Source organism: Streptomyces sp. CB02959, from assembly GCF_002803155.1.
Taxonomy (GTDB): domain Bacteria; phylum Actinomycetota; class Actinomycetes; order Streptomycetales; family Streptomycetaceae; genus Streptomyces.
Genome location: NZ_NNBP01000012.1, coordinates 47395 through 72694 on the forward strand (window position 1 = coordinate 47395; position 25300 = coordinate 72694).

Sequence of the window (25300 nt, forward strand, 5' to 3'; positions counted from 1 at the left end):
GGCGGTGCCGTGGAAGGATGGTCGGACGATGCGCTGACGGATTGTGATGGATAAGGAGAGCGACGGGTGCCTGGTACGAATCTGACCCGGGAAGAGGCCCAGGAGCGGGCGCGACTGCTGACCGTGGACGCGTACGACATCGAGCTGGACCTGAGCGGGGCGCAGGACGGAGGCACGTTCCGGTCGGTGACGACGGTCCGGTTCGACGTCGCCGGCGAGGACGGCGCGGAGTCGTTCATCGACCTGGTCGCGCCGACCGTGCACGAGGTGGTGCTCAACGGCACGGCGCTCGACGCGGCGGCGGTGTTCCAGGACTCGCGGATCGCGCTGGCCGGGCTGCGTCAGGGCCGCAACGAGCTGCGGGTGGTAGCCGACTGCGGGTACACCAACAGCGGCGAGGGGCTGCACCGGTTCGTCGACCCGGTGGACCAGCAGGCTTATCTCTACACGCAGTTCGAGGTGCCGGACGCCCGGCGGGTGTTCGCCAGTTTCGAGCAGCCGGACCTGAAGGCCACGTTCCGGTTCACCGTGACGGCGCCCCGGGGCTGGACGGTGATCTCGAACTCGCCGACGCCGGAGCCGGGCGGCGCGGACGGCACGGTGTGGGAGTTCGCGCCCACGCCGCGGATCTCCACGTACATCACGGCGCTGATCGCCGGCCCGTACCACAGCGTGCACAGCACCTGGGACGGCGCCGACGGCCGGTCGGTGCCGCTGGGGATCTACTGCCGGCCGTCGCTGGCCGAGCACCTGGACGCCGAGGAGATCTTCGAGGTCACCCGGCAGGGCTTCGACTGGTTCCAGGAGAAGTTCGACTACGCCTACCCGTTCGCCAAGTACGACCAGCTCTTCGTGCCGGAGTTCAACGCCGGGGCGATGGAGAACGCCGGCGCGGTCACCATCCGCGACCAGTACGTCTTCCGCTCGAAGGTGACGGACGCGGCCTACGAGGTGCGTGCCGAGACGATCCTGCACGAGCTGGCGCACATGTGGTTCGGCGACCTGGTCACCATGGAGTGGTGGAACGACCTCTGGCTGAACGAGTCGTTCGCGACCTACACCTCGATCGCCTGCCAGGCGTACGCGCCGGGCAGCAAGTGGCCGCACTCCTGGACCACGTTCGCCAACTCCATGAAGACCTGGGCCTACCGGCAGGACCAGCTGCCGTCCACCCACCCGATCATGGCGGAGATCCGCGACCTGGACGACGTCCTGGTCAACTTCGACGGCATCACCTACGCCAAGGGCGCCAGCGTCCTCAAGCAGCTGGTGGCGTACGTCGGCATGGACGAGTTCTTCAAGGGCGTGCAGGCGTACTTCAAGGCGCACGCGTTCGGCAACACCCGGCTGAGCGACCTGCTCGGGGCGCTGGAGGAGACCAGCGGCCGGGACCTCGCGACCTGGTCGAAGAAGTGGCTGCAGACGGCCGGCATCAACATCCTGCGGCCGGAGATCGAGGTGGCGGAGGACGGCACCGTCACCGCGTTCGCGGTGCGCCAGGAAGCGCCGGCGCTGCCGGCCGGGGCGACCGGTGAGCCCGTCCTGCGGCCGCACCGGATCGGCATCGGCTACTACGACCTGAAGGACGGCAAGCTGGTCCGCACCGGCGGCGTCGAACTGGACGTGGACGGCGAGCGGACCGAGGTGCCGTTCCCGGCGGGCTTCCGCCGGCCGGACGTGATCCTGCTCAACGACGGCGACCTGTCGTACGCCAAGGTGCGGCTGGACGAGCAGTCGCTGAAGGTCGTCACCGAGCACCTCGGGGACTTCACCGAGTCGCTGCCGCGGGCGCTGTCGTGGGCCTCGGCCTGGGACATGACCCGGGACGGCGAACTGCCCGCCCGCGACTACCTCGCGCTGGTGCTCTCCGGCATCGGCAAGGAGACCGACATCGGCGTGGTCCAGTCGCTGCACCGCCAGGTGAAGCTGGCGCTGGACCTGTACGCGGCGCCGGAGTGGCGCGGACGCGGCCTGGCCACCTGGACCGAGGCGGCGCTGGCGCACCTGCGGGCGGCCGCGCCGGGCAGCGACCACCAGCTGGCGTGGGCCCGGGCGTTCGCCGCTTCGGCCCGCACCGGCGACCAGCTGGACCTGCTCCAGGGCCTGCTGGACGGCACCGAGGAGATCCCCGGGCTGGCGGTCGACACCGAGCTGCGCTGGGCGCTGCTGGAGCGGCTGGCGGCCACCGGCCGGGCGGACGAGCCGGCGATCGCCGCCGAGCTGAAGCGGGACGCGACCTCGGCGGGCGAGCGGCACGCGGCGACGGCACGCGCGGCGCGGCCCACCGCGGCGGCGAAGGCCGAGGCGTGGGCCTCGGTCGTGGAGTCCGACGAGCTCCCCAACGCCGTGCAGGAGGCCGTCATCGGCGGCTTCGTCCAGCCCGACCAGCGGGAGCTGCTGGCGCCCTACACCGCGAAGTACTTCGAGGCGGTCAAGGACGTCTGGGACAACCGCAGCCACGAGATGGCACAGCAGGTCGTGGTGGGCCACTACCCGGCCCTCCAGGTCTCCCAGGAGACCCTGGACGCCACCGACGCCTGGCTGGCGCAGGCCGACCCGAGCCCGGCCCTGCGCCGCCTGGTGACGGAGTCCCGGGCCGGCGTCGAGCGGGCCCTGAAGGCCCGCGCGGCGGACGCGGCCGCCGAGGCCTGACCGGCTCGCGCGGTACGGACACGGGCGTGCCCCGGAACCGAATCGGTTCCGGGGCACGCCCCGTTCCGCGGGTGCGGACGCGGGGTGGAGTCGCCCGGCGGACGGGGCGTCAGGAGCGTGGCCGTCCGCCGGGCGGGTCGTGGGGCTCCCCGCTCTGCACGAGCCTGCGGGAGCGCAGCCGGGCCCCGTCCCCCTCCTACGGGGCCCGGCGGGACCGGTGGGTCAGCCGCTCAACTCGTCGAAGCGGCGGACCAGTTCGGCCCGGCCGGCCTCGGTGAGGTCGCCGTGCACCCGCATCCGGGCCAGGCCGCCGTCGGGGTAGACGTCCAGGCGGACGTGGGTGGCGGTGACCCGGCGGGGCAGCACGAAGCGGTGCGGGGTGTCGGGCTGGAGCTTGGTCTTGGGCAGGATCTCGAACCACGAGGACGCGTCGTCCGGGTTCCCGTCGCAGCCCGAGAGCCGGGCCCAGCCGGCCGAGTTGCCCTTGAGGTAGGCGGTGTCGATCTCGACGGCGCGGACCTCGCCCTGCGCGGCGAGCTTGAACCGCACCCAGTCGTTGGTGCCCCGCACCCGGCGGCGGCGGTTCTCCCAGCCGTCGTCCATCTTGCGCGACAGGTCGGGCTGGATGATCTGGGTGGGCGAGGAGTAGAAGCGGTCCGAGGCGTCCTCGACGGTGCCGCCGTGCATCACCGAGGCCAGGTCGAGGGTGCCCAGGACGTCCAGCCACTCCGGGTCGGGGACCACCTCGCCGTAGACCCGGAGGCGGGCTATGCCGCCGTCGGGGTGCTGCTTGAGGCGGAGGTGGGTGAAGCGGCGCTCGGCGGTGACCTCGAAGCCGTTGGCGGCGTGGCCGCGTACGGGGGTGCGGGGGACCAGCTCCTCCCACTTCACGTCGTCGGCGAGCAGGGCCTCGGGGCTGGGGCTGCCGGGCAGCGCGGTGGCCTCGACGGTGACCTGCTGCGGGTAGTTGCCGCGGAAGTGGGCGGTGTCGACGATGACGCCGCGGATCACGCCGGGGGCGGCGAGGCGGATCAGCGCCCAGTCGTGCTCGTCCTCGGTGGGGAAGGGATGGTCGCCGTCGGCGCCCCGGCGGCGCCGGGTCTCCCAGCCGTCCATGATCTTGCCCTTGTGGCCGAAGTGCTCGGGGTCGAAGACCGCCGGGTTCGACTTCAGCAGGTTCTCCCGCTCGGCGAAGAACTCGTCGTTGGCGGCGATCACACCGGCGCCGAAGCGGCGGTCGGCCAGGTCGACGAGCGAGGTGAAGGAGAAGTCACCGCCGCGGTAGTCGGCGTACGGGTCGCCGCCGGCGTACGGCTGGGCGTCGTTGGCGTGCGGATCGGTGGAATCGGCGGCCGGGGTGGCGGACATGCGTTTCCCTTCTGCTCCTGTGTGCGGTGCTGGGGACCGGTCCACCGTCGCAGCAGAACACCCGACAGGTCCATCGAAAGTTCGTGAGGAATATCTTCAGCCGGGCTGAATGGTGGCGGGTGCGCGGACGCCCGCGGTCCGCGCACGGCGCCGGACTCACTCGCCGCCGGTGCGCCCCACGGTCGCCTGGGCGGCGGCCGCCTGGCGGAGCGCGGCCAGCACCCGGGCGAGCCCCGGCGCCCCCTCGGAACCGCGCCGGGCGGCGGCGACCACATGGCGGCGCGGCTGGTCGGCGTGGAGCACCCGCAGCGCGACCCCGCTGCCGTGCCCGGGGGCCCGCAGGCCGCCCGCCATCGCCATCCGGGGCACCAGCGCCACGCCCATCCCGGCGGCGACCATCGCCCAGATCGCGCTCCAGTCGGCGGCGGAGTGCGCCTGCTCCGGGACGAACCCGGCGTTCTCGCAGGCGGTGGTGGTGATCTGGGACCACGGGCCGCTGCTGCCGAAGATCCACGGTTCGCCGGCCAGGTCGGCCAGCCGCAACCCCGGCTCGGCGGCCAGCGGATGGCCGGCCGGCAGCGCCACGTCCAACGGGTCGGCGAGCAGCGAGACCCGACTGAACTTGGGGTCGCGCGGGGTGGGCGCGTGCGCGGCCAGCGACAGCGCCAGATCGACGCTGCCCTCGGCCAGCAGCTCGTACGCGGCCTCCGCCTCCGCCTCCCGCACGGTCACGGCCAGGCCCGGGTGGGTGCGGCGCAGCTCCTGGACGGCGGGGACCACCAGCGCCGGGATGGCGGTGGAGAAGGCCCCGACCCGCACCGTGCCGGCCTCCCCCTGGAGGTAGCCGAGGAGGTCCGCGTCGGCCCGCTCCAGCTGCGCGAAGACCGCCTCGGCGTGCCGCAGCACCAGTTGGGCGGCACCGGTGAGCCGGACCCGCCGGCCGTGCGCCTCCAGGAGCGTCACCCCGAGGGACTTGGCGAGCCCGGTCAGCTGCTGCGAAACCGCCGAGGGCGTCATGTGCAGCGCCTCGGCGGTCGCGGTGACCGTGCCCACTTCCTGGAGGGTGCGCAGGATACGCAGCTTCTTGATGTCCCAGTCGGCCATGCGGGCAGCGTACGCACCCGACGCGGCCGGCCCGGTCACCGCGGGCTGCCCGCCGCCCCCAGGGCCACCCCGGCGACGATCAGCGCCATGCAGAGCACCTGCACCGCGCCGATGCCCTCGCCCAGGACGACCAGCGAGAGCAGCGCCACGCAGACCGGCTGGAGGTAGTAGACCGCCCCGGCGCGGGCGGCGCCGACCAGGGCGATCGCCTTGTTCCAGGTGAAGAAGGCGACGGCGGAGGAGCACACCCCGATGTAGAGCAGCGGTCCGACCGTCCCGGTGGTGAGCGGGAAGCCGCCCTCGACGCCGAGGCTGACGGCGTAGGCGGGCACCAGCATCGCGGCGCCCAGCGCGAAGGTCATGAACAGGAACGACAGCCCGCCGATCCCTTCGGGGCGGCGGCGCAGCAGCGCGCTGTAGCCGGCGAAGGTGGCGGTGGCGGCCAGCATCCACAGGTCGCCGACGGCGAAGTCCAGGTGCAGCACCGCGGTCGGCGATCCCTTGCCGACCAGCGTGAGCACGCCCAGCAGCGCGATCGCCATGCCCGCGGTGCGGCGGGCGCCCAGCGGCTCACGGTCGCCGCGCCGGCCGCCGACCAGGTCGAAGAGGGCGATCATCATCGGCGAAGCGGCCGCGATCATCGCCATGTTGGTGGCCGAGGTGCTCTTGCCGGCCGTGTAGATCAGGGTGTTGAAGAGGGTGACGCCCAACAGGGCGGCCAGCGCCAGGAATCCGAGGTGCCGGCGGATCACCGCCCACTCCCGGCGGACCTGCCCCAGGGCGAACGGGGCGACCGCCAGCAGCGCGATGATCCAGCGCCAGAACGCGGTCTGGACGGGTGGCACGGTCTCGTGCAGGGCGCGGGCGATGACGAAGTTGCCGGACCAGACGACGGTCGCCGTCAGGGCCAGGGTCAGCCCCACGGCCTGTGTGGACGGTGTGCGGCGTGCGCGGGCCCGCTCCAGGACTGCCACGGTTTCCTCTCCCTCGATAGTGGATACGAATCCACCGTGGCAGCCCATCACCCATCAGGTCCATCGAATACTTCGGACGATTCCTTTCAGTAAACGTGAAAGGAATCACCTGCCTGGGTCAGCCTCGGGCCGCCCGGCGGGCCAGGATCGCGGCCTGCCGCTCGTCGAAGCGGCGCGCCTGCCCGTCCAGGCCGTCCAGGAACACGCCCAGCTCCTCCTGTGCGGCGAGCCCCTCCGGGCCCAGCCCGCCGATCTCCAGCACCTTCAGGTAGCGCAGCACGGGCTGGAGCACGTCGTCGTGGTGGATGCGCAGGTTGTAGATCCCACCGAGGGCCATCCGGGCGGCGGCCCGCTCGAAGCCGGGCATGCCGTGGCCGGGCATCCGGAAGCCGGTGACCACGTCCCGCACGGCGCACATCGTCCGGTCGGGGGCCAGCTCGAAGGAGGCACCCAGGAGGTTGCGGTAGAAGACCATGTGGAGGTTCTCGTCGGTGGCGATCCGGGCCAGCATCCGGTCGCACACCGGGTCGCCGGAGTGCCGGCCGGTGTTGCGGTGCGAGATCCGGGTGGCCAGCTCCTGGAAGGCGACGTACGCCACCGAGTGCAGCATGCTGTGCGCGTTGTCGGACTCGAAGCCCTCGGACATGTGGGCCATCCGGAACCGCTCCAGCTCGACCGGGTCCACGGCGCGGCTGGTGAGGAGGTAGTCGCGCATCACGATGCCGTGCCGGCCCTCCTCCGCGGTCCAACGGTGGACCCAGGTGCCCCAGGCGCCGTCCCGGCCGAAGAGGGTGGCGATCTCGTGGTGGTAGCTGGGGAGGTTGTCCTCGGTGAGGAGGTTGACCACCAGCGCGGTGCGGCCGATGGCGGTGACCTTGGACTGCTCGAGGGCCCAGGGCTCGCCGTCCATCACCCCGTCGAAGTTCCGCCCGTCGCTCCACGGCACGTACTCGTGCGGCATCCACTCCTTGGCGATCGCCAGATGCCGGTTGAGCTCCTTCTCGACGACCTCCTCCAGGGCGTACAGCAGCCGGGTGTCGGTCCAGGCGGCCTGGCCGCGCGCTCCGTCGAGGCGGTCGGGGGCGATGGTCACGGGAACTCCTGGGGACGACGGACCTACGGCTCCGTAGGTTTGCACTTACGGCCCCGTAGGTTACGTCATCGTAGGTACGCCCCGGTTAAACACCTCCCCAAGGGCGAATCGCCCGCAAAGCTGCCCAACTGACGCCCTATGTCGGGTTTTTCGTGATCACCGACCCTGGTGTGCGAAAAGGGGCGCCCACCGGTCCGGGAAGGACCGGTGGGCGCCCCTGTGAAGGCGTCATGGGCGCGGGCGGACGGCCCGCGCGGGGCTCGGATCAGCCCTTGGACTTGGCCTGCTTGCGGGACTTGTCGGTCGCGATGACCAGCCCGGCGATGATCAGGAAGAGCACGATGGGGGCAACCACGTAGAGGCCGAGCGTCTGGATCACGCTCAGGCCCGGACCCGGGTCGTCACCGTCGTCGCGGGTGAGCGCAAACGCGGGGGACGACATCAGCAGCATCAGCGCGGTGCCGGCGGTGATGGTTCCGGCGCGCAGGGCGGTGTTCTTGACCTTGTTGCTCACCCGTTCAACGTAGCGGACGGCACTGCACCCCGCGCGTCCGGGGTGGGGCAAGCGACATCCCGGCAGGCGGGACGGCCCGGCGCGGCGCCCCCGGCCGGGCCCGCGGCCGTCGCGGTCAGCCCGCGAAGGACGACAGCTCCCGCATCAGCGCGTGCAGCCGGGGCGAGGCGGCCAGCTCTTCGAGGGTGTGCGGGCGGCCGTCGGGGCCGGCGATGGGCAGGCGCCAGTTGGGGTACTCGTCCCAGGTACCGGGGAGGTTCTGCGGGCGGCGGTCGCCCACCGCGTCCGGGAGCCAGATGCCGACCATCCGCGCCGGGGTGCGCAGCAGGAAGCCGTGGACGGCCCGGACCACCGCCTCCTCGTCGCGGACGCCCTTGGGCAGCAGGCCGTGGCGGGTGAGCGCGCCGAGCCATTCGCGCAGTTCGTGGGCGGCCCGGGAGCGTTCCTGCTCGGGCGGCCCGGCGAGCAGGCCGAGGCGTTCGCGCAGGGCGACGTCGGCGCCGGTGAGGCGGGCGGCGGTGGGCGGCAGGTCGTGGGTGGTGACGGTGGCCAGGCAGCCGGCCCGCCATTCGCCGGGGGCCAGGATCCGGGCCGGGGCGGCGGCCGGTTCCGGTGTCGATGCCGGTGCCGGGTCGTCCCCGTCGAGTGGGGAGCCGTCGGCGGCGGTGGCGGTGGCGGCGTAGGACCGTTCGAACCACAGGACGGAGGTGCCCAGGACGCCCCGCTCGGCGAGCGCCTCGCGGACGCCCGGCTCGACGGTGCCCAGGTCCTCGCCGATCACCGCGGCGCCGGCCCGGTGGGCCTCCAGGGCCAGCACGGAGAGCATCGCCTCGCCGTCGTAGCGGACGTAGGCGCCCTCGGTCGGCGGCCGGCCCTGGGGCACCCACCACAGGCGGAACAGGCCCATCACGTGGTCGATGCGGAGCGCGCCCGCGTGCCGGAGCAGGCCGCGCAGCAGGGCGCGGTAGGGCGCGTAGCCGGCGGCGGCCAGGGCGTCCGGGCGCCAGGGCGGCAGACCCCAGTCCTGGCCGCGGGAGTTGAAGGCGTCCGGTGGCGCCCCGACCGACATTCCGCCGGCGAACGCGTCCTGCTGGGCCCAGGTGTCCGCGCCGGAGGGGTGGACGCCGACGGCGAGGTCGTGGACGAGCCCGACGGCCATGCCGGCCTCCCGGGCGGCCCGTTGGGCGGCGGCCAGCTGCTGGTCGGTGAACCACGCGAGCCGGCAGTGGAAGTCGATCCGGTCCAGCAGGCGGTGGCGGATCCGGGCGGTCTGCGGTGAGCGGGGGTCGCGCAGGCCGGCCGGCCAGCCGCGCCAGTCGGGGCCGTGCCGCTCGGCGAGCGCGCACCAGGTGGCGTGGTCGTCCAGGGCGCTGCCCTGGTCGGCGAGGAAGTCGCAGTACGCGGCGCGCCGGCCGGGGCTGAGCGGGACGGTGCCGAGGAGTTCCAGGGCCTCCCGCTTGAGGGCCCAGACGGCGTCCCGGTCGATCAGTGCGCCGCGGTCGAGGACATCGGCGCGCAACTCCCCTGCCCGGGCGGCCAGTTCGTCGGCGCGGGCCCGCGCGTCGCCGGCCAGCTGGGCGTACTCGGGGATCTGCTCGATGCGCAGGTGGACGGGGTCGGGGAAGCGGCGGGAGGAGGGGCGGTAGGGGGACGGGTCGGTGGGGGGCCCGGGGACCGCCGCGTGCAGCGGGTTGAGCTGGACGAAGCCGGTGCCCAGGGCGCGTCCGGACCAGGCGGCGAGGTCGGCGAGGTCGCCGAGGTCGCCCATGCCCCAGGAGCGCCGGGAGAGCAGGGAGTAGAGCTGGACGAGGAAACCGTGGGTGCGGCCGGACGGGGCGGGCACCGCGTCGGGGGCGACGACCAGGTGGGCGCGGGCGGTGCGGCCGTCGGGGGCGTCGGCCCGGAGGTCGTGCACGCCGAGCGGGAGCCCGGCGAGCGCCGCGGGGTGCTGGGTGCCGCCGTGCGGGGTGCCGTCGCGTACTTCCGCGCCGATGAGCGTGCCGTCTTCGGTGCGGACGCTCAGGACGGTGCCGTCGGGGAGGTCCGGGAGGCGCGGGGGCCGGCCGGTGCGGGCGGTGACGGTCGGCGGCAGCAGGGCGCGGCCGGCGGTCTGCTCGTGGGCGGCCAGGGCGGTGCGGACGGCCTGCGGGGTGGAGGCGTCGACGCCGAGTGCGGCAAGCACCGCGACGGCGGTCTCCTCGGCGATGTGGACGGTGCGGCCCGGTGCGGGCTCGTAGGACGTGGCGATGCCGTGGAGCCGGGCGAGCCGGGCGCGGCCCATGGCCGCTCAGACCTCCATCGACTCCGTGCCCAGTCCGGCGGCCGTCGGTTCGCTGGTCAGCGGGAGTTCGGCGGCGATGGGGACCTCGCTGGTGAGCGGGGCGCTGTCGGCGAGCGGGGGCTCGCTGGTGAGCGGCGGCTCGGTGAAGCTGAACGAGCCGGAGCCCTCCAGGCCGGAGTCGGGGCCGGACACCCCGTCGAAGAGCCCGGGCTCGCCGCAGGGTTTCGCGGCGAGCGCGTCGAGGAGGAGTTGAGCGGATGCGGCCACGACGGGCCTCCCGTTCATCGGTAGTGGGACACGTCTGCCCTACCCAGTCGACACGAGGGCAGACGTCTCCACCCAGCAAACGTGACTCACATCACAGTATGGCCCGGACCGGTGATTTCGCGGCGGGGAACGCCGTGCGGCGCACAGAACGCCGGACGATGGCGCTCCGGAACGCAATTCCTGCGGAGCGGTCGGTGTCATGACCCGATCACGACAGGGGACGAAGGGGGCGATCCGCCAGGTACCCGGGAGCGCCCCCGAGGCCCGGTTGACACCCTCGCCGCGACAATGGTGGGCTCACAGCCGAAGGTCTGTCCGATCGGGTGCCGAGGGTGCCGAAACCCCCGGTTCCGCGCCGCGCGCACCACGACCACACGCCTGCACCGCGGCCCCGCCCACCGGGCAGGCCGCTGGGCGCGCGACGGGGACGCGGCGACCGGGCGGCGGGACACAGGGGGAACCGGCGGGAGCCGGTGAGCACGAGATACGGGGACGAGGAGCGATTCGTGCGGGTCCGGGGCGGATGGGGCGGAAGAACCGATACGGGCAGGGGCGGCAGCCGTGCGCGGGTGGCGGGGACCACCGCGCTGGCCGCCGCCGTCATAGGAGGTCTGCTCGGCGGCGTACCGGCCGCCCAGGCGGCCCCGGCCGGCCCCGCCGCCGGCACCCCCGACCAGCCCGGCCGCCCCACCGACGCCGGCGTACCGCCCGCGGTCTGGCCGCGCCCGCAGTCGATGCGGCAGCTCGGCGCGGCGGTCCCGCTCGGCCCGACGGCGGTGCTGGTGGCCGCGCCGGACACCGACCCGTACGCCCTCGACGTGCTGCGCGGGCTGCTGCGGGACGCCGGGGTGCGCACCGTCCGGCAGGCCGCGCCCGGCGACCGGCTGCCCGCGGGCGGGCCCGTGCTGCTGGCCGGCGGCGCGCCCGCGGACGACGCCCTGCGGGCGCTGCGGGTGCCGCCCCGCGGCGACCTGCCGTCCGGCGGCTACCGGCTGGCCGTGGGCCAGGTCGCCGGCCGGGACACCGTCGCACTGGACGGCGTCGGCCCGGACGGCCTCTTCCACGCCGCGCAGACCCTGCGCCAGCTGGTCACCGACGGCCCGGACGGCGGGCGGCAGGTGGCCTCGGTGACCGTCCGGGACTGGCCCGCCACCGGCGTCCGCGGCACCACCGAGGGCTTCTACGGACAGCCGTGGAGCCGGCCGCAGCGGCTGGCCCAACTGGACTTCATGGGCCGCACCAAGCAGAACCAGTACCTCTACGCCCCCGGCGACGACCCCTACCGGCAGGCGCGGTGGCGCGACCCGTACCCGGCCGCGCAGCGCGCCGACTTCCGGGCGCTGGCCGAGCGGGCCCGCGCCAACCACGTCACGCTCGGCTGGGCGGTGGCCCCCGGCCAGGCCATGTGCCTGTCCTCGGAGGACGACCTGCGGGCGCTGCGCCGCAAGGTGGACGCGATGTGGGCGCTGGGGGTGCGGTCCTTCCAGCTCCAGTTCCAGGACGTCAGCTACAGCGAATGGCACTGCGGCGCCGACGAGGAGATCTTCGGGACCGGGCCGCAGGCCGCCGCCAAGGCCCAGGCGGGGGTCGCCAACGCGCTGGCCCGGCACCTCGCCGAGCGGCACCCCGGTGCCGCGCCGCTGTCCTTGATGCCGACCGAGTTCTACCAGGACGGCGCGACCGCCTACCGCAGCGCACTGGCGGCGGCGCTCAACGACCGCGTGGAGGTGGCCTGGACGGGCGTCGGCGTGGTCCCGCGGACCATCACCGGCGGCGAACTGTCCGCCGCCCGCGAGGCGTTCGGCCATCCGCTGGTCACCATGGACAACTACCCGGTCAACGACTACGCCCAGGACCGGATCTTCCTCGGCCCCTACACGGGCCGCGAGCCGGCCGTCGCCACCGGCTCGGCGGCGCTGCTCGCCAACGCCATGGAGCAGCCGCTGGCCTCCCGGATCCCGCTGTTCACCGCCGCCGACTACGCCTGGAACCCGCGCGACTACCGCCCCGCGCAGTCCTGGGAGGCCGCCATCGACGACCTCGCCGGCGGCGACCCCAAGGCCCGCACGGCGCTCCGCACACTGGCCGGGAACGCCGCGTCGTCCCTGCTCGACCGCGAGGAGTCGAGGTACCTCCAGCCGCTCGTCGACCGCTTCTGGAAGGCCCGCGCGGCCGCCGTCGACAGCGGCCGGCCCGGCGCCGACCCGGAGTACGCCAAGGCCGCCCAGGCCCTGCGCTCCGCGTTCGGCACCATGAGCCGCGCGCCCCGGGACCTGACCTCCGACCTGCGGGCCGAAGTCGGGCCGTGGGCCGAGCAGTTGGCCCGCTACGGGAACGCCGGGGCGCAGGCCGTGGACACCCTCCTGGCGCAGGCCCGGGACGACGGCGACGCGGCCTGGGCGGCGCAGCGCACCGTGCTGCGGTTGCGGACCGAGATCGGCCAGAGCCCGGTGACGGTCGGCAAGGGCGTCCTGGGGCCGTTCCTGGACCGGGCGATGACCGAGGCGAACGCCTGGACGGGGACCCGCGGCGGCGCCCCGGCCCCGGACCGCGGCGACGGCCGGACGTCGCTGACCGTGCCGTTCCCCCGGGTACGGCCGCTGGCCGCGGTCACCGCGCTCACCGGGCCGGGTCCGACGGCCGGCGCGGTCTCCCTGGAGGCGCATGTGCCGGGGGCCGGCTGGCAGCGCCTGGGACCGCTGTCCGCGACCGGCTGGACGGAGGTCCGCACACCCGGGCTGCGCGCCGACGCGCTCCGCCTGATCTGGGACGACGACACCCCGGCACCGTCCGTGCAGGCACTCACCCCGTGGTACGACGACGGCCCGCGGGCCGGCCTTTCACTGTCCCGCACCGCGACCGACGCCCAGACCGGCGGCCGGACCACGGTGCAGGCCCTGCTCTCCTCCCGCCGCCCCGACGACGTGCAAGGCCCGCTGACGGTCACCGCGCCCAAGGGCTTCACCGTCCACGCGCCCCGGGACGCGACCGCCCCGCGCGGCGGCACCGCGCTGGTCCCGCTGGGCGTGGACATCCCCAAGGACACGCCCTCCGGGACGTACCGGGTCACCGTCGCCTTCGCCGGCCAGGAGCAGCAGCTGACCCTCCGGGTCTTCCCGCCCACCGGCGGCCCCGACCTGGCGCGCGGCGCGGACGCCACCTCCTCCGGCGACGAGACGGACGAATTCCCGGCGTCCGCGGCCACCGACGGCGACCCCAGGACCCGCTGGTCCTCCCCCGCCGAGGACAACTCCTGGTTGCAGTTCACGCTGCCCGAACCGACCCGGCTGGGACTGGTCGTCCTGCACTGGCAGGACGCCTACGCCGCCGCCTACCGCATCCAGGTCTCGGCCGACGGCCGCACCTGGCGCACCGCCGCCACCGTCCGCGACGGCAAGGGCGGTCGGGAGGCGATCCGGATGGACGCCAAGGACGCCCGCTACGTCCGCGTCCAGGGCGACAAGCGGGCGACGCGGTTCGGGTACTCGCTGTGGGGCGTCGAGGCGTACGCGGTGACCGGCGGGTGAGACGCCGTGGCGGGGGCTCCGAGGAGCCCCCGCCACACCGCATCCGCCGTCTCACCGACGCAAAAACCCGGATCTACGCCGATACGGCATCGATCCGGGCCAAGGCGTCATCCGCGCCGTACGGCTGCAAATAAGGCAGCCAGCGCGGGTCCCTATGCCCCGTGCCAATGATCCGCCAGGCCAATCCTGACGGTGGGGCGGGCTGATGGCGCAGCCGCCAACCGATCTCGGCGACATGCCGGTCGGCCTTGACGTGGTTGCAGCGCCGGCAGGCGGCGACGACGTTCTCCCAGGTGTGCTGGCCGCCGCGGCTGCGCGGGATGACGTGGTCGACGCTGGTTGCGACGCCACCGCAGTACATGCAACGCCCGCCGTCCCGGGCGAACAGCGCCCGGCGGGTCAGCGGGACGGGCCCCCGAAAGGGCACTCTCACAAAGCGCTTCAAGCGAACCACGCTCGGAGCCGGTATGACATGGGTCGCACTGTGCATCAGGGCGCCGGATTCCTCAAGGCTGACGGCCTTCTCATTGAGGACGAGGATGAGCGCGCGGCGGAGCGGTACGACGCCGAGCGGCTCGTACGACGCGTTGAGGACCAGGACGTGCGGCACGGGTGCCTCCTTGTACGCCGGCGGCGCGTGGCTCGCGCCGGGACGATCTCCCCACAGTGTCCCCCGGTGCCTGGTCGGAGCGCCACCATGACCGGGTAACGGGCCGGAGGTGTTTTCCACCACAGCGCCGCAGATCCCTCCAGATCCGGCTCATTCCGGCCTTCCCCGGACCTCCTTGATCGAACACAGGCGCGGTCCGCCCGCGTTGCCCCGTTAGTGTGGTAGATCTGCCCGGCTTCTCGGGCCCCTGAGCGGGCCGGGCGTGCTGTCCCTCACGGAAGGTTCCGCTGTGTACTGGTCCGCCCCGCCGGCCGCCGTCGCGCCGCTGCGCACCGCCGCGTCCGGCTCAACCGGCCCGACCTCCCTCGACGAGGCCACCCAGAAGGCCACCAACGCCGCCGGCTGGATACAGGCGAACTGGGGGACGTGGCTCACGTCCGCCCTGCAGATCATCCTGATCCTCGTGATCGCGGTGGTCCTGCGGCACGTGATACGCCGCACCATCACCAGGCTCATCGAGCGGATGAACCGCACCGCGGCCGCCGCCCAGGGCACCGCGCTGGGCGGGCTGCTGTCCCCCACGCTCGACTTCGCTCCCGAGGGAGGTGCCCCCTTCGCCGAACGGCGGCGGCAGCGCTCGGAGGCGATCGGCTCGGTGCTGCGCAGCGTCGCGTCGTTCGTGATCATGGGCACGGCCGCGCTGACCGTGCTGTCCGTGCTCCAGATCAACCTGGCGCCGCTGCTGGCCAGCGCGGGGGTGGCCGGTGTCGCGATCGGTTTCGGCGCCCGCAACCTCGTCACCGACTTCCTCTCCGGCGTCTTCATGATCCTGGAGGACCAGTACGGCGTCGGCGACGAGATCGACGCGGGCGTGGCCACCGGTACGGTCATCGAGGTCGGCCTGCGGGTCACCAAGCTGCGCGGCGCCAACGGCGCGATCTGGTACATCCGCAACGGCGAGGTCAAGCGGATCGGCAACCTCAGCCAGGGCTGGTCCACCGCCTCCGTCGACGTGCTGATAGCCGCGGACCAGGACCTGGAGCGGGCCCGCGCGGCGATCACCGACGCCGGCGAGGCGATGTCCAAGGCCGAGCCGTGGAACGAGCAGTTGTGGGAGCCGGTGGAGGTGCTGGGCCTGAGCGAGGTGTCGCTGGACACCGTCACGCTGGGCGTCTCGGCCAAGACCATGCCGGGCAAGGCCGGCGGCATCGAGCGGGAGCTGCGCTGGCGCATCAAGCAGGCGCTGGACGCGGCCGGCATACACCTCGCGCCGCGCCCGGTGCCCGAGGAGGAAGAGGAGGCGCCGGCCGACCCGTCCGCCGTCGTCGCCGCCCCCTCGGCGCTCAACAACCCGTCGTCGCCGCAGTCCCAGGCGACGACGCCGATCGCACCGCCGCAGCTGGGGAAGTAACTCCCGCACCGCACGGGCACCGAGGGGCATGTGACTGACGTCACATGCCCCTCTGTCATACGTACCGCGGTCCCGCTTCGTATCCGGGGTGTCGGCACCAACGACACCAACGACGGAGAAGGAGACTTCACCATGAAGATCCGCAATCGCGTGGCCACGGGGGCCGTCGCTTCGGTTCTGATGCTCGGCAGCGCGGCGGCCCTGACCGCCGCCGCCCCCGCGTCCGCGTCCGCCGCGACGCGACCGCAGATCAAGAACGACCTCACCTGCACCACCAACAGCGACGGCCGACGGGGCACCGCGGACTGCACCAACAACACCAACCGCACCATCGGTTTCCGGGTGACCGTGGTCTGCGGCTGGTGGCCCGACCAGACCGGCCCCTGGCGGACCCTCAACCCGGGCGCCCGCGACCACTCCGAGGCCACCTGCGACGGCGGCACCGGCGTCGGCAGCGTCGGCTGGGAAGAGGGCTGAGGCGGACCGGGGCCGCTGATTTCCTGACCAGGACGGGCCGGCCGGTGACAGGCAAGGGGCCGGCCGGCCCACCCCCCTGACCGAGGGACCGCCGCCGCGACGGGGCGCGACAACGGGGGCACGAGCACGGGGGACGCGGGGGATACCGGGGGGCGAGGGGGGGCACGGGGGATCACCGAGGGGCGTACCGGCCGACCACCGGGCGCCCCTCTCTCCGTGCGCTCCCCCGCCCGGTCGGAACGACAACCCTCGCCCGCACCATTGACGCGCACCTGAAGGGCGGCCTACCTTCCTTCCCAGTAATTGGAAGGTTTCCTAACAGACACCTTCCGGTCAGATTCCGCACGGAACACGGGGTGGGCAGCAGTCATGGCCGCAGCAGGACAGGGAACGCCGGGCACACCGAGGGTGCTGCGGGCGATGAACGACCGGGCCGCACTGGACCTCCTGGTGTCCCAAGGCCCCCTGACCCGCACCCAGATCGGCGAACTGACCGGACTGTCGAAGCCGACCGCCTCCCAACTGCTCGCCCGGCTGGCCGCGGCCGGACTGGTCCGGACCACCGGCAACGTCACCGGCCGCCCCGGCCCCAGCGCCCAGCTCTACGAGATCAACCCGGCCGCCGCCCACGTCGCCGCACTCGCCGTGGACCAACTGGGCCTCACCGCGGCCGTCGCCGACATCACCGGACAGGTGCTCGGCGAGGAGCGGATCGACACCACCGAGGTCCCCGCGGACGCCACCGACCTGACCGCCCGGCTCGTCGCACGGGCCGTGGACGGGGCGCTGGCCAAGGCCGGACTGGACCGCGGACAGCTGCACCGCGCGGTGATCGGCACGCCCGGCGCGCTCGACCCGCAGACCGGCCTGCTGCGGTACGCGCCCCACCTGCCCGGCTGGCAGTCGCGGGCGCTGCGGGAAGAACTCGCCGACGTCCTCGGCGTCCCGCTCGTCATCGAGAACGACGTGAACCTGGCCGCGGTCGCCGAGCAACACGACGGCGCCGCCCAGGACTTCGACGACTTCGTCCTGGTGTGGGTCGACGAGGGCGTGGGCGCCGCCATCGTCCTCGACGGCCGGCCGCTGCGCGGGGCCACCGGCGGCGCCGGCGAGATCGGCTACATGCCGCTGCCCGGCGCGCCACTGGCCCGGGACGGCGACCGCAGCGCCGCCCGGCCGGACGCCGGCGGCGGGTTCCAGCGCCTGGTCGGCACCCCGAGCGTCATCGGACTCGCCCACGAGTACGGCGCCCCGGAGGTCCGCACCGCCGCCGAGGCGCTGGCCCGGGACGACGTACGGGCCGAGGTGGCACGGCGCCTGGCGACCGGCCTGGCCGCCGTGGTCGCGGTGGTCGACCCCCGCCTGGTGGTGCTCTCCGGCGAGGTGCCGCAGGCCGGCGGAGAGGCCCTGCGGACCCTGGTCGAGGACGAGTTCACCGGGCTCGCGCTGCCCCGCCCCGAGATCCGGATCAGCGACATCGCCGGAAACCCCATCCTCACCGGCGCGCTGCGCACAGCGCTCGCCGAGGCCCGCGACGCGGTCTTCGACACCGCGTGAACCCCTCCGCCGCACCGGCCGATCCGCCCCGCCAGGCCCCAAGGAACCCCTGACGTAAGGAAGTCCGCATGCCGCTCCCGCGCCCGGGTGGCCGACCGTACCCACCACTCCGTCCGCACCCGCGCCCGCGATCCCGGGCGCGCCTTCGCCTCCCGGTGGCCCTGGCCACCGCCGGGCTGCTCGCCGCGGGCTGCGCCAACCCCAGCGTCGGCAGCGACCGGGACGACCCCACCGAACCGGTCACCCTCACCTTCTGGCACGGCTGGTCCAACGCCGGCGAGGTGAAGGCCATCGACGACAGCATCGCGCGCTTCGAGAAGATCCACCCCAACATCACGGTGAAGGCGGTCGGCAACGTCTCCGACGACACCATGAACCAGGCGCTGCGGGCCGGCGGCAGCGACGCCCCCGACGTGGTGTCGTCGTTCACCACCAACAACGTCGGGCAGTACTGCTCGTCCGGAATGTGGGCGGACCTCGACCCCTTCATGAAGAAGACCGGCGTGGTGAAGGAAAAGGTCTTCCCGAAAACCCTGCTCGACTACACCCGGTACCGCGGCCGGCAGTGCGCGCTTCCGCTGCTCGCCGACGCCTACGGCCTCTACTACAACGAGGACGCGTTCAAAAAGGCCGGCATCACCAGACCGCCGCACACCATGTCGGAACTGAAACGGGACGCCGCGAAACTCACCCGGCGCACCAAGGACGGCGATTACCAACAGGTCGGCTTCATGCCCAACTTCCGGTTCTACCAGAACAGTCCGGACCGGCTCTTCGCACAATGGGGTCCCCGGTACTTCGACCGGAACGGCAAGGCGCAACTCGCCAAGGACCCGTCGACCCGTGAATTCTTCACCACCCAGCGGGACCTCATCAACGCACAGGGCGGATACCGCGCGACGGAGAAGTTCCGCACCACCTTCGGCGACGAGATGTCCGCACAGAACGCCTTCCTGCGGCAGAAGGTGGCCATGCACATGGACGGCGAATGGCGCGGGCTGATGCTCAAGGAGGCCAAGGCGCCGTTCAAGTGGGGCGTCGCGCCGATGCCGGTACCCGACGACCAGGCCGACACCTACGGCCGGGGCTATCTCACCGGCACCATCGCCGGCATCGCCCACAGCAGCCGGCACCAGAACGCCGCCTGGGAACTGGTGAAATTCCTGACCGTGGACACCGACCAGGTCGTCGCCTTCGCCAACGCCATCCACAACGTCCCGTCCACGAACGCCGCACTCACCTCCCCGAAACTCGACGCCGACCCGGACTTCCGCACCTTCCTCGACATCGCCCGCAATCGGCACAGCACCGCGCTGCCGCCCTCCAACAACGGCGACATGTACGTCCTCTCGCTCCAGGACTTCGCCTACGCCGAGGAAGCCGGAAAGGTCCCCGACCTCGACGCGGGACTGCGCGGACTCGACGCGGGGATCGACGCCGACAACCTCCAGTCCGAGAACTGACGGAGCCTTCCATGGCAGCCACGCTCTCCCCCGCCCCGGAACTACGGCGCAAACACCGCCGCGAACGCCTCCGCATCCTGGGATTCCTCTCCCCCTGGCTCGTCGGATTCTCGGTCTTCTTCGGCTACCCACTGATCGCCACCGTCTATTTCTCCTTCATGCACTACAACCAGATCGAGCAGCCCGCCTTCGTGGGCCTGCGGAACTGGAAATACGTGCTGACCCAGATGCCGCTGTTCGGGCCCGCCCTGTGGAACACCCTCTGGCTGGTGGTGGTGATGGTGGCGCTCCGGGTGGTCTTCGGCCTGGGCGTCGGCCTGCTCATCACCAAGATCAAATCGGGTGCCGGGTTCTTCCGCACCGCGTTCTACCTGCCGTACCTGGCACCACCGGTGGCCGCCACCGTCGCCTTCGTCTTCCTGCTCAACCCGGCGAGCGGCCCGGTCAACGAGATCCTCGGAGCGGTCGGCATCCGGGGCCCGGAGTGGTTCAACGACCCGGCCTGGGCCAAACCGTCCCTGGTCCTGCTGTCCCTGTGGGGCATCGGCGACCTGATGGTGATCTTCATGGCGGCGCTGCTGGACGTCCCGAAGGAGCAGTACGAGGCCGCCGAACTGGACGGCGCCGGCGCCTGGGGGAAGTTCCGCTACGTGACCTGGCCGTCGATCACCCCGATCGTGCTGTTCGCGGTGGTCACCGGCGTCGTGCAGACCATGCAGTACTACACCCAGGCACTGGTCGCCGGAAAGCTCGCCTCCGGCGTCTCCATCGGCCCCGGCAGCGTCATCCAGCCCGGCTACCCGGACCACTCCACCCTGACGGTGCCGCAGCTCATCTACTCGCTGGGCTTCCAGAACTTCAACACCGGTGCGGCCTGCGCCCTCTCCCTGGTGCTGTTCGCCATCGCGATGGCCGTCACCACCCTGCTGATGCGCAAGCGCGCCGGCCTGCTCCCGGCGGACGACTGACCGCCATGACCAAGGAGTGACCCGACGTGACCACCACGACGCTCACCCGGCGCCCGGCCCGGGCCCGTACGCCCGGCACCACCGGCGCCCCCGCCGCCCGCGCCCGCCGCAAACGGCTGCTGCACTGGATCGCCGTGCACGCGGTGGCGATCGCCGCCGCCCTCTTCTTCGTCCTGCCGTTCGTCTTCGTCTTCCTGACCTCCGTCATGAGCGACGACCAGGCGATGAGCGGCGAACTGTGGCCGCACGAGTGGAACTGGTCCAACTACGCCACCGTGTTCACCACCCCGGGCTTCCTCGACTGGTGGAAGAACTCCCTGCTCTACGCGGGCCTGGGCACCCTCTTCACGGTCTGCTCGGCGATCCCCGCCGCCTACGCGCTCGCCCGCTTCCGCTTCCGCGGCCGCCGCACCGCGATGATCCTCGTCATCTCCACGATGATGCTGCCGCCGCAGGTCGTCGTCATCCCGATGTACCTGGTGTGGGCGCAGCAACTGCACCTGACCGGCTCGATCTGGCCGCTGATCGTCCCGATGGCGTTCGGCGACGCCTACTCCATCTTCCTGCTCCGCCAGTTCCTCCTGACGATCCCCCAGGAGTACGTGGAGTCCGCGAAGGTCGACGGCTGCGGCGAACTCCGCACCCTGCTGCGGATCATCATCCCGATGGCCCGCCCCGGCATCGCCGCCATCGCCCTCTTCCAGTTCTTCTACTGCTGGAACGACTACTTCGGCCCGCAGATCTACACCGCGCAGAACCCGGCGGCCTGGACGCTCTCCTACGGCCTGGAGTCCTTCAAGAGCGCGCATTCCGTCAACTGGAACCTCACCATGGCCGCCACGGTGCTGGTCATGGCCCCCGTCATCCTCGTTTTCTTCTTCGCACAGAAAGCCTTCGTCGAAGGCGTCACACTCACCGGAGTGAAGGGCTGAAACGGATATGAAGCTCGCAGTGGTCGGCGGCGGCTCGACCTACACCCCCGAACTCATCGACGGCTTCGCGCGGTTGCGCGACGCCCTGCCGGTCACCGAACTCGTACTGATCGACCCGGCCACCGAACGGCTGGAGCTGATCGGCGCACTGGCCCGCCGGATCTTCGCCCGGCAGGACCACCCGGGCAGGATCACCTGGACCGACGACCTCGACGCCGGCCTCGACGGCGCCGACGCCGTCCTCCTCCAGCTGCGGGTCGGCGGACAGGCCGCCCGCAACCAGGACGAGACCTGGCCGCTGGAGTGCGGCTGCGTCGGCCAGGAGACCACCGGCGCGGGCGGTCTCGCCAAGGCGCTGCGCACCGTCCCGGTCGTCCTGGACATCGCCGAACGGGTCCGCCGCCGCTGCCCGGACGCCTGGATCGTCGACTTCACCAACCCGGTGGGCATCGTCACCCGGGCCCTGCTCAACCACGGCCACAAGGCCGTCGGGCTGTGCAACGTGGCCATCGGCTTCCAGCGGAAGTTCGCGAAACTGCTCAACGTGGCCCCCGAACGGGTCGAGTTGGAGCACGTCGGCCTCAACCACCTCACCTGGGAACGCGCCGTCCGCGTCGACGGCGAGGACGTCCTGCCCAAGCTCCTCGCCGAGCACGGCGACGCCGTCGCCGCCGACCTCCGCATGCCGCGCCCGCTCCTGGACCACCTGGGCGTCGTCCCCTCCTACTACCTGCGCTACTACTACCAGCACGACGCGGTCGTGGAGGAACTGCGCACCAAGCCCTCCCGCGCCGCCGAGGTCGCCGCCATCGAGCGCCAGCTCCTCGACCTCTACGCCGACCCGACACTCGCCGAGAAGCCCGAACTCCTGGCCAGCCGCGGCGGCGCCTTCTACTCCGAAGCGGCGGTGGCACTGACGTCGTCACTGCTGGGCGGGGGTGGCGGAGGCGGTGACGGACACGGCGGAGGTCGCGGAGACGGACCCGGGCGGGGTGCGGCCGGCGCGGCCGGGGACGCCACCGCCCGACCGGCCGGCGACGTCCAGATCGTCAACACCCTCAACAACGGCACGCTGCCGTTCCTGCCGGACGACGCGGTGATCGAGGTGCCGGCGGCGGTGGGTCCTCGGGGGGCCTCCCCCCTCCCCCTCCGCCCCCTCGCCCCCCTCTTCGCCGGACTGGTCGCCAATGTCACGGCCTACGAGCACCTGGCCCTGGAGGCGGCCCTCAAGGGCGGCCGCGACCGGGTCTTCTCCGCACTCCTCGCACACCCCCTCATCGGACAGATCGACTACGCGAACCGGCTCACCGACGAGCTGATCGCACACAACCTGGAGCACCTCACGTGGGCCTGACCGGCACAGCGCTCGCCATCGACGCGGGCAACAGCAAGACCGACGTGGCCCTGCTGGCCACGGACGGCAGGATCCTCGGCCGGGCCCGCGGCGGCGGCTTCCAGCCCCCGGTGGTGGGCACCGCCCGCGCCGTGGACGTCCTGACCCCCCTGATCGCCGCGGCCCGGGCCCAGGCCGGGCCGATCGGCGACGGCCCGGTCGCCCATCTCTCCGCTTTCCTCGCCAACGCCGACCTCCCCATCGAAGTGACCCGCCTGACCGCCGAGATCGCCGCCCGCGGCTGGGCGGACACCGTCACCGTCCGCAACGACACCTTCGCGCTGCTCCGCGCCGGACTCCCCGACCGCGGCGAACCGTTGGGCGTCGCCGTGGTCTGCGGCGCCGGCATCAACTGCGTCGGCCTCGGCCGCGACGGAGCCACCGCCCGCTTCCCGTCCATCGGCCGCCTCTCCGGCGACTGGGGCGGCGGGGCCTTCCTCGCCGACGAGGCCCTGTGGCACGCGGCACGCGCCGAGGACGGCCGCGGCGCCCCGAGCGAACTCGCCCGTGCGCTACCGGCCCACTTCGGCCTGGCCACCATGCTGGAACTGATCGAAGCCCTGCATCTGCACCGGATCCCCGACACCCGCCGGCACGAACTGACCCCGCTCCTCTTCGCCGTCGCCGCGGGCGGCGACGCCGTCGCCCGCTCCGTCGTGGCCCACCAGGCGGAAGAGATCGCCCTGATGGCCACCGTCGCCCTGAGCCGCCTCGACCTCCTCTCCGAACCGACCCCGGTCATCCTCGGCGGCAGCGTCCTCGCCGCCCGGCACCCCCTCCTCCACGACCACCTCACCCGCCTCCTCGCCGACCACGCCCCCAAGGCGATCCCGCACGTCATCACCGCACCCCCGGTCCTCGGTGCCGCCCTGGACGCCCTGGACCAGGCGACCCCGGCACCGCCCCCACAGGCCTACGAGCAGCTGCGGTCGGAGTGGACGTAGGGCCCCGGCCGGGGATTCAGCGGTAGCGGTTCGTCACATAGGTGCGGAGTTCCGGGCTGGCGACCGGCCTTCCCACGGATATTTCCGGGAACAACAACTCAAGCGCGTCGCGGTCCCGAAGCTCGTCCAGCAACCGATCAAGGAGTTTCCCCTCTCCTTCCCGATGCTGAAACAGCGCCTCGGCGATCCGCCCCGCTATGTGCCCGCTGTCCGCCCCCGCGACAAATCCGAAAAGGACGTCACGGGAACCCTCGTCGAGTCCCTCCACAAGTGCGTGGAACCGGGCCGCCCGTTGGCCGCTCATCACGGGGTATACGCCCCGCGGACACAACTCGGACAAGCCGGCCCTGGCCAATTTCGGCATTCCCTCATTGATCAGCCCGATGACGACCAAGAGAGGAAACAGCGCATTCGAGTGCCTGGAACCACTGGCCACCGCATACGCCGTCGCCCTGACCTCGTGCGGGGAGCACTCCTCCGCCCCCACCTTGCGGAGAAGGGCGACGACCGCCAGCGGCTCATTCGCTCTGCGCACCAACGCGGACAGCACCCTGTCCCCGATCACGTAGCCGCGGTTTCCGAACCCGACCCTTCTCAACTCCCGGTATACGCGTACGACATTGCGCTCGGTCGTACGCGAAGCGATGGCCGCCACCAAGGAATCAAGGATGCCTCGCGAGCCGTCCCCGCGCCACAACATCAGGCGCCGGCAGAACTGAATGACATCCTCAATGGATCGCAGTCGGCCGACATCGGCCACGAACGCGTTGATCTTCTCCTCGTCCCCATGGATCGCCAACCAGTCGACGAGCGCCGCCACCTCGTCGAGCGGACGCACCCAAGCCGCCTCCGTCAAATCGCGGGCGGCCTCGGGGAATTCCTCCTCCTTCCACATCCGGAGCAACTGCGCCTGGAAGACGTCGAGCGGAATCCGGGCCGCCGTGCCCGCAGTGCCCGTCGGCTCCCGCTCCGCCAGCTCCTCCTCCAATCGCAGCACCCGATCGCGTAATTCGTGACGGTGGACCTCGGCCTCGGCGCGCTGCCGTTCGGCCTCGCGGAGGTCCTCCTTCAGCTGCTCGATCTCGCGCAGCAGCGCCTCCCTGGAGGACGAGAGGGAGTCGCACTCCTGACGCAGTTGGAGCTGTTCACGGGAGGCGGCGGTCCGTTCGGCGCTCCAGTCCAGGCGGAGCCGCGTCAGATCGTCGGCCGCGGCGTGGGCCTCCGACTCCTTCTGCTCCAGGAGGCGGTGCAGGGCTTCGACGTTGCGGTGGGCGCGCTCGGCGTTCCGCTTCGACCTGGCCAGCTCCGCGCGCAGCGTCTCCAACGTGTGCTCCGCCGGGTCGCAGACCTGGAGCGCGGCCAGCCACTGGCCGTGGATGGCCTCCTTCGCCTCCCGTTGGAGGGGAACGCCGCGGTCCTCCTCGACCTCGGATACCAGCCGCTGGACGAACTCCTTGGTGGGCAGCCGGGTGCCGCTGAGATAGCGGGAGACCGTGGACTTGTCGATGTGGATCCGCCGGGCGTACTGGGACTGGTTGATGTCCAACGTGATGAACAGCTTCTTCAACACGTTGCCCAGCTCTGCAACTTCCGCCAGCTCCCCCCGCTCGATCCGCGACGACGCCCCGGAAGTGCGGGCGATCTCGGCCATGGTGCTCCCCCTGCTGTGTTGACTCCGCGTTGGCAACGCGTTGCGGCTTTCGCAACGTACCCGAGGGCACGGAGGGTGACGGCGTCGTTCGACCGTCCCCGGAACCCGGAAGGA

19 protein-coding genes are annotated in these 25300 nt (G+C 72.5%); 10 read left to right on the top strand and 9 right to left on the bottom strand.

Translation table 11 applies throughout. The features are described from left to right. The first annotated feature begins 66 nt into the window (after positions 1-66). A complete protein-coding gene (gene pepN / locus CG747_RS20285; RefSeq protein ID WP_100603195.1) occupies positions 67-2652 on the top strand; it encodes an aminopeptidase N in 2586 nt (861 codons plus the stop codon). Between the two features lie 222 nt (positions 2653-2874). On the opposite strand, the gene alc is transcribed toward pepN, so the two are convergent. The 7 genes from alc to CG747_RS20320 all read right to left on the bottom strand — a co-directional run bounded on the left by alc (position 2875) and on the right by CG747_RS20320 (position 10253). Next, positions 2875-4020, bottom strand: a complete 1146-nt coding sequence (gene alc / locus CG747_RS20290) for an allantoicase (RefSeq protein WP_100603196.1) — start codon at positions 4018-4020, stop codon at positions 2875-2877. Positions 4021-4176: 156 nt separating this feature from the next. Continuing rightward, entirely contained in the window at positions 4177-5124 is a 948-nt protein-coding gene (locus CG747_RS20295) for a LysR family transcriptional regulator (RefSeq protein ID WP_100603197.1), read from the bottom strand. Between the two features lie 35 nt (positions 5125-5159). Further along, positions 5160-6098, bottom strand: coding sequence for a DMT family transporter (locus CG747_RS20300; protein ID WP_257980562.1), 939 nt, complete (start codon positions 6096-6098; stop codon positions 5160-5162). Between the two features lie 118 nt (positions 6099-6216). Next, entirely contained in the window at positions 6217-7191 is a 975-nt protein-coding gene (locus CG747_RS20305) for an acyl-ACP desaturase (protein ID WP_100603199.1), read from the bottom strand. Positions 7192-7456: 265 nt separating this feature from the next. Further along, the gene (locus CG747_RS20310) at positions 7457-7705 is read right to left on the bottom strand and encodes a hypothetical protein (protein WP_100603200.1); all 249 of its coding nucleotides are present in this window, start codon (positions 7703-7705) and stop codon (positions 7457-7459) included. Between the two features lie 115 nt (positions 7706-7820). Continuing rightward, positions 7821-9986: a 4-alpha-glucanotransferase gene (malQ, locus tag CG747_RS20315; protein WP_100603201.1), complete on the bottom strand. Its 2166-nt coding sequence runs from the start codon at positions 9984-9986 to the stop codon at positions 7821-7823. A 6-nt stretch (positions 9987-9992) separates the two neighbouring features. Beyond that, complete coding sequence (locus CG747_RS20320; RefSeq protein WP_100603202.1) at positions 9993-10253, bottom strand: hypothetical protein; 261 nt, start codon at positions 10251-10253, stop codon at positions 9993-9995. A gap of 569 nt (positions 10254-10822) precedes the next feature. On the opposite strand from CG747_RS20320, the gene CG747_RS20325 reads away from it, so the two are divergent. After that, a complete protein-coding gene (locus CG747_RS20325; RefSeq protein WP_100603203.1) occupies positions 10823-13780 on the top strand; it encodes a beta-N-acetylglucosaminidase domain-containing protein in 2958 nt (985 codons plus the stop codon). A 73-nt stretch (positions 13781-13853) separates the two neighbouring features. Here the strand turns inward: CG747_RS20325 and CG747_RS20330 are convergent, their stop codons facing one another. Then, positions 13854-14390 carry an HNH endonuclease gene (locus CG747_RS20330; RefSeq protein WP_006605595.1) on the bottom strand — a complete coding sequence of 179 codons (537 nt, stop codon included), beginning with the start codon at positions 14388-14390 and terminating at the stop codon, positions 13854-13856. Positions 14391-14679: 289 nt separating this feature from the next. Between CG747_RS20330 and CG747_RS20335 the strand changes: the two genes are divergently transcribed. The 8 genes from CG747_RS20335 to CG747_RS20370 all read left to right on the top strand — a co-directional run bounded on the left by CG747_RS20335 (position 14680) and on the right by CG747_RS20370 (position 23535). Further along, positions 14680-15801 carry a mechanosensitive ion channel family protein gene (locus CG747_RS20335; protein WP_100603204.1) on the top strand — a complete coding sequence of 374 codons (1122 nt, stop codon included), beginning with the start codon at positions 14680-14682 and terminating at the stop codon, positions 15799-15801. Between the two features lie 132 nt (positions 15802-15933). Then, positions 15934-16278, top strand: a complete 345-nt coding sequence (locus CG747_RS20340; RefSeq protein ID WP_100603205.1) for a hypothetical protein — start codon at positions 15934-15936, stop codon at positions 16276-16278. A 420-nt stretch (positions 16279-16698) separates the two neighbouring features. Beyond that, positions 16699-17835, top strand: coding sequence for an ROK family protein (locus CG747_RS20345; RefSeq protein ID WP_100603206.1), 1137 nt, complete (start codon positions 16699-16701; stop codon positions 17833-17835). 68 nt (positions 17836-17903) lie between these two features. Continuing rightward, positions 17904-19298 carry an ABC transporter substrate-binding protein gene (locus tag CG747_RS20350; RefSeq protein ID WP_100603207.1) on the top strand — a complete coding sequence of 465 codons (1395 nt, stop codon included), beginning with the start codon at positions 17904-17906 and terminating at the stop codon, positions 19296-19298. An 11-nt stretch (positions 19299-19309) separates the two neighbouring features. After that, positions 19310-20266, top strand: coding sequence for a carbohydrate ABC transporter permease (locus CG747_RS20355; protein WP_100603208.1), 957 nt, complete (start codon positions 19310-19312; stop codon positions 20264-20266). Between the two features lie 26 nt (positions 20267-20292). Continuing rightward, entirely contained in the window at positions 20293-21198 is a 906-nt protein-coding gene (locus tag CG747_RS20360; protein ID WP_100603209.1) for a carbohydrate ABC transporter permease, read from the top strand. A 7-nt stretch (positions 21199-21205) separates the two neighbouring features. Further along, entirely contained in the window at positions 21206-22552 is a 1347-nt protein-coding gene (locus CG747_RS20365; protein WP_100603210.1) for a 6-phospho-beta-glucosidase, read from the top strand. After that, complete coding sequence (locus CG747_RS20370; protein ID WP_100603211.1) at positions 22543-23535, top strand: N-acetylglucosamine kinase; 993 nt, start codon at positions 22543-22545, stop codon at positions 23533-23535. The genes CG747_RS20365 and CG747_RS20370 overlap by 10 nt, the downstream gene beginning before the upstream one ends. A 16-nt stretch (positions 23536-23551) precedes the next feature. Here the strand turns inward: CG747_RS20370 and CG747_RS20375 are convergent, their stop codons facing one another. Continuing rightward, positions 23552-25186, bottom strand: coding sequence for a helix-turn-helix transcriptional regulator (locus CG747_RS20375; protein WP_100603212.1), 1635 nt, complete (start codon positions 25184-25186; stop codon positions 23552-23554). Positions 25187-25300: the final 114 nt, after the last annotated feature.

Bases quoted from the DNA above. Each gene is read 5' to 3' on its own strand.
- alc (WP_100603196.1), bottom strand. From the start codon at position 4,020: ATGTCCGCCACCCCGGCCGCCGATTCCACCGATCCGCACGCCAACGAC.
- CG747_RS20295 (WP_100603197.1), bottom strand. From the start codon at position 5,124: ATGGCCGACTGGGACATCAAGAAGCTGCGTATCCTGCGCACCCTCCAG.
- malQ (WP_100603201.1), bottom strand. From the start codon at position 9,986: ATGGGCCGCGCCCGGCTCGCCCGGCTCCACGGCATCGCCACGTCCTAC.
- CG747_RS20340 (WP_100603205.1), top strand. From the start codon at position 15,934: ATGAAGATCCGCAATCGCGTGGCCACGGGGGCCGTCGCTTCGGTTCTG.
- CG747_RS20345 (WP_100603206.1), top strand. From the start codon at position 16,699: ATGAACGACCGGGCCGCACTGGACCTCCTGGTGTCCCAAGGCCCCCTG.
- CG747_RS20350 (WP_100603207.1), top strand. From the start codon at position 17,904: ATGCCGCTCCCGCGCCCGGGTGGCCGACCGTACCCACCACTCCGTCCG.
- CG747_RS20355 (WP_100603208.1), top strand. From the start codon at position 19,310: ATGGCAGCCACGCTCTCCCCCGCCCCGGAACTACGGCGCAAACACCGC.
- CG747_RS20365 (WP_100603210.1), top strand. From the start codon at position 21,206: ATGAAGCTCGCAGTGGTCGGCGGCGGCTCGACCTACACCCCCGAACTC.
- CG747_RS20375 (WP_100603212.1), bottom strand. From the start codon at position 25,186: ATGGCCGAGATCGCCCGCACTTCCGGGGCGTCGTCGCGGATCGAGCGG.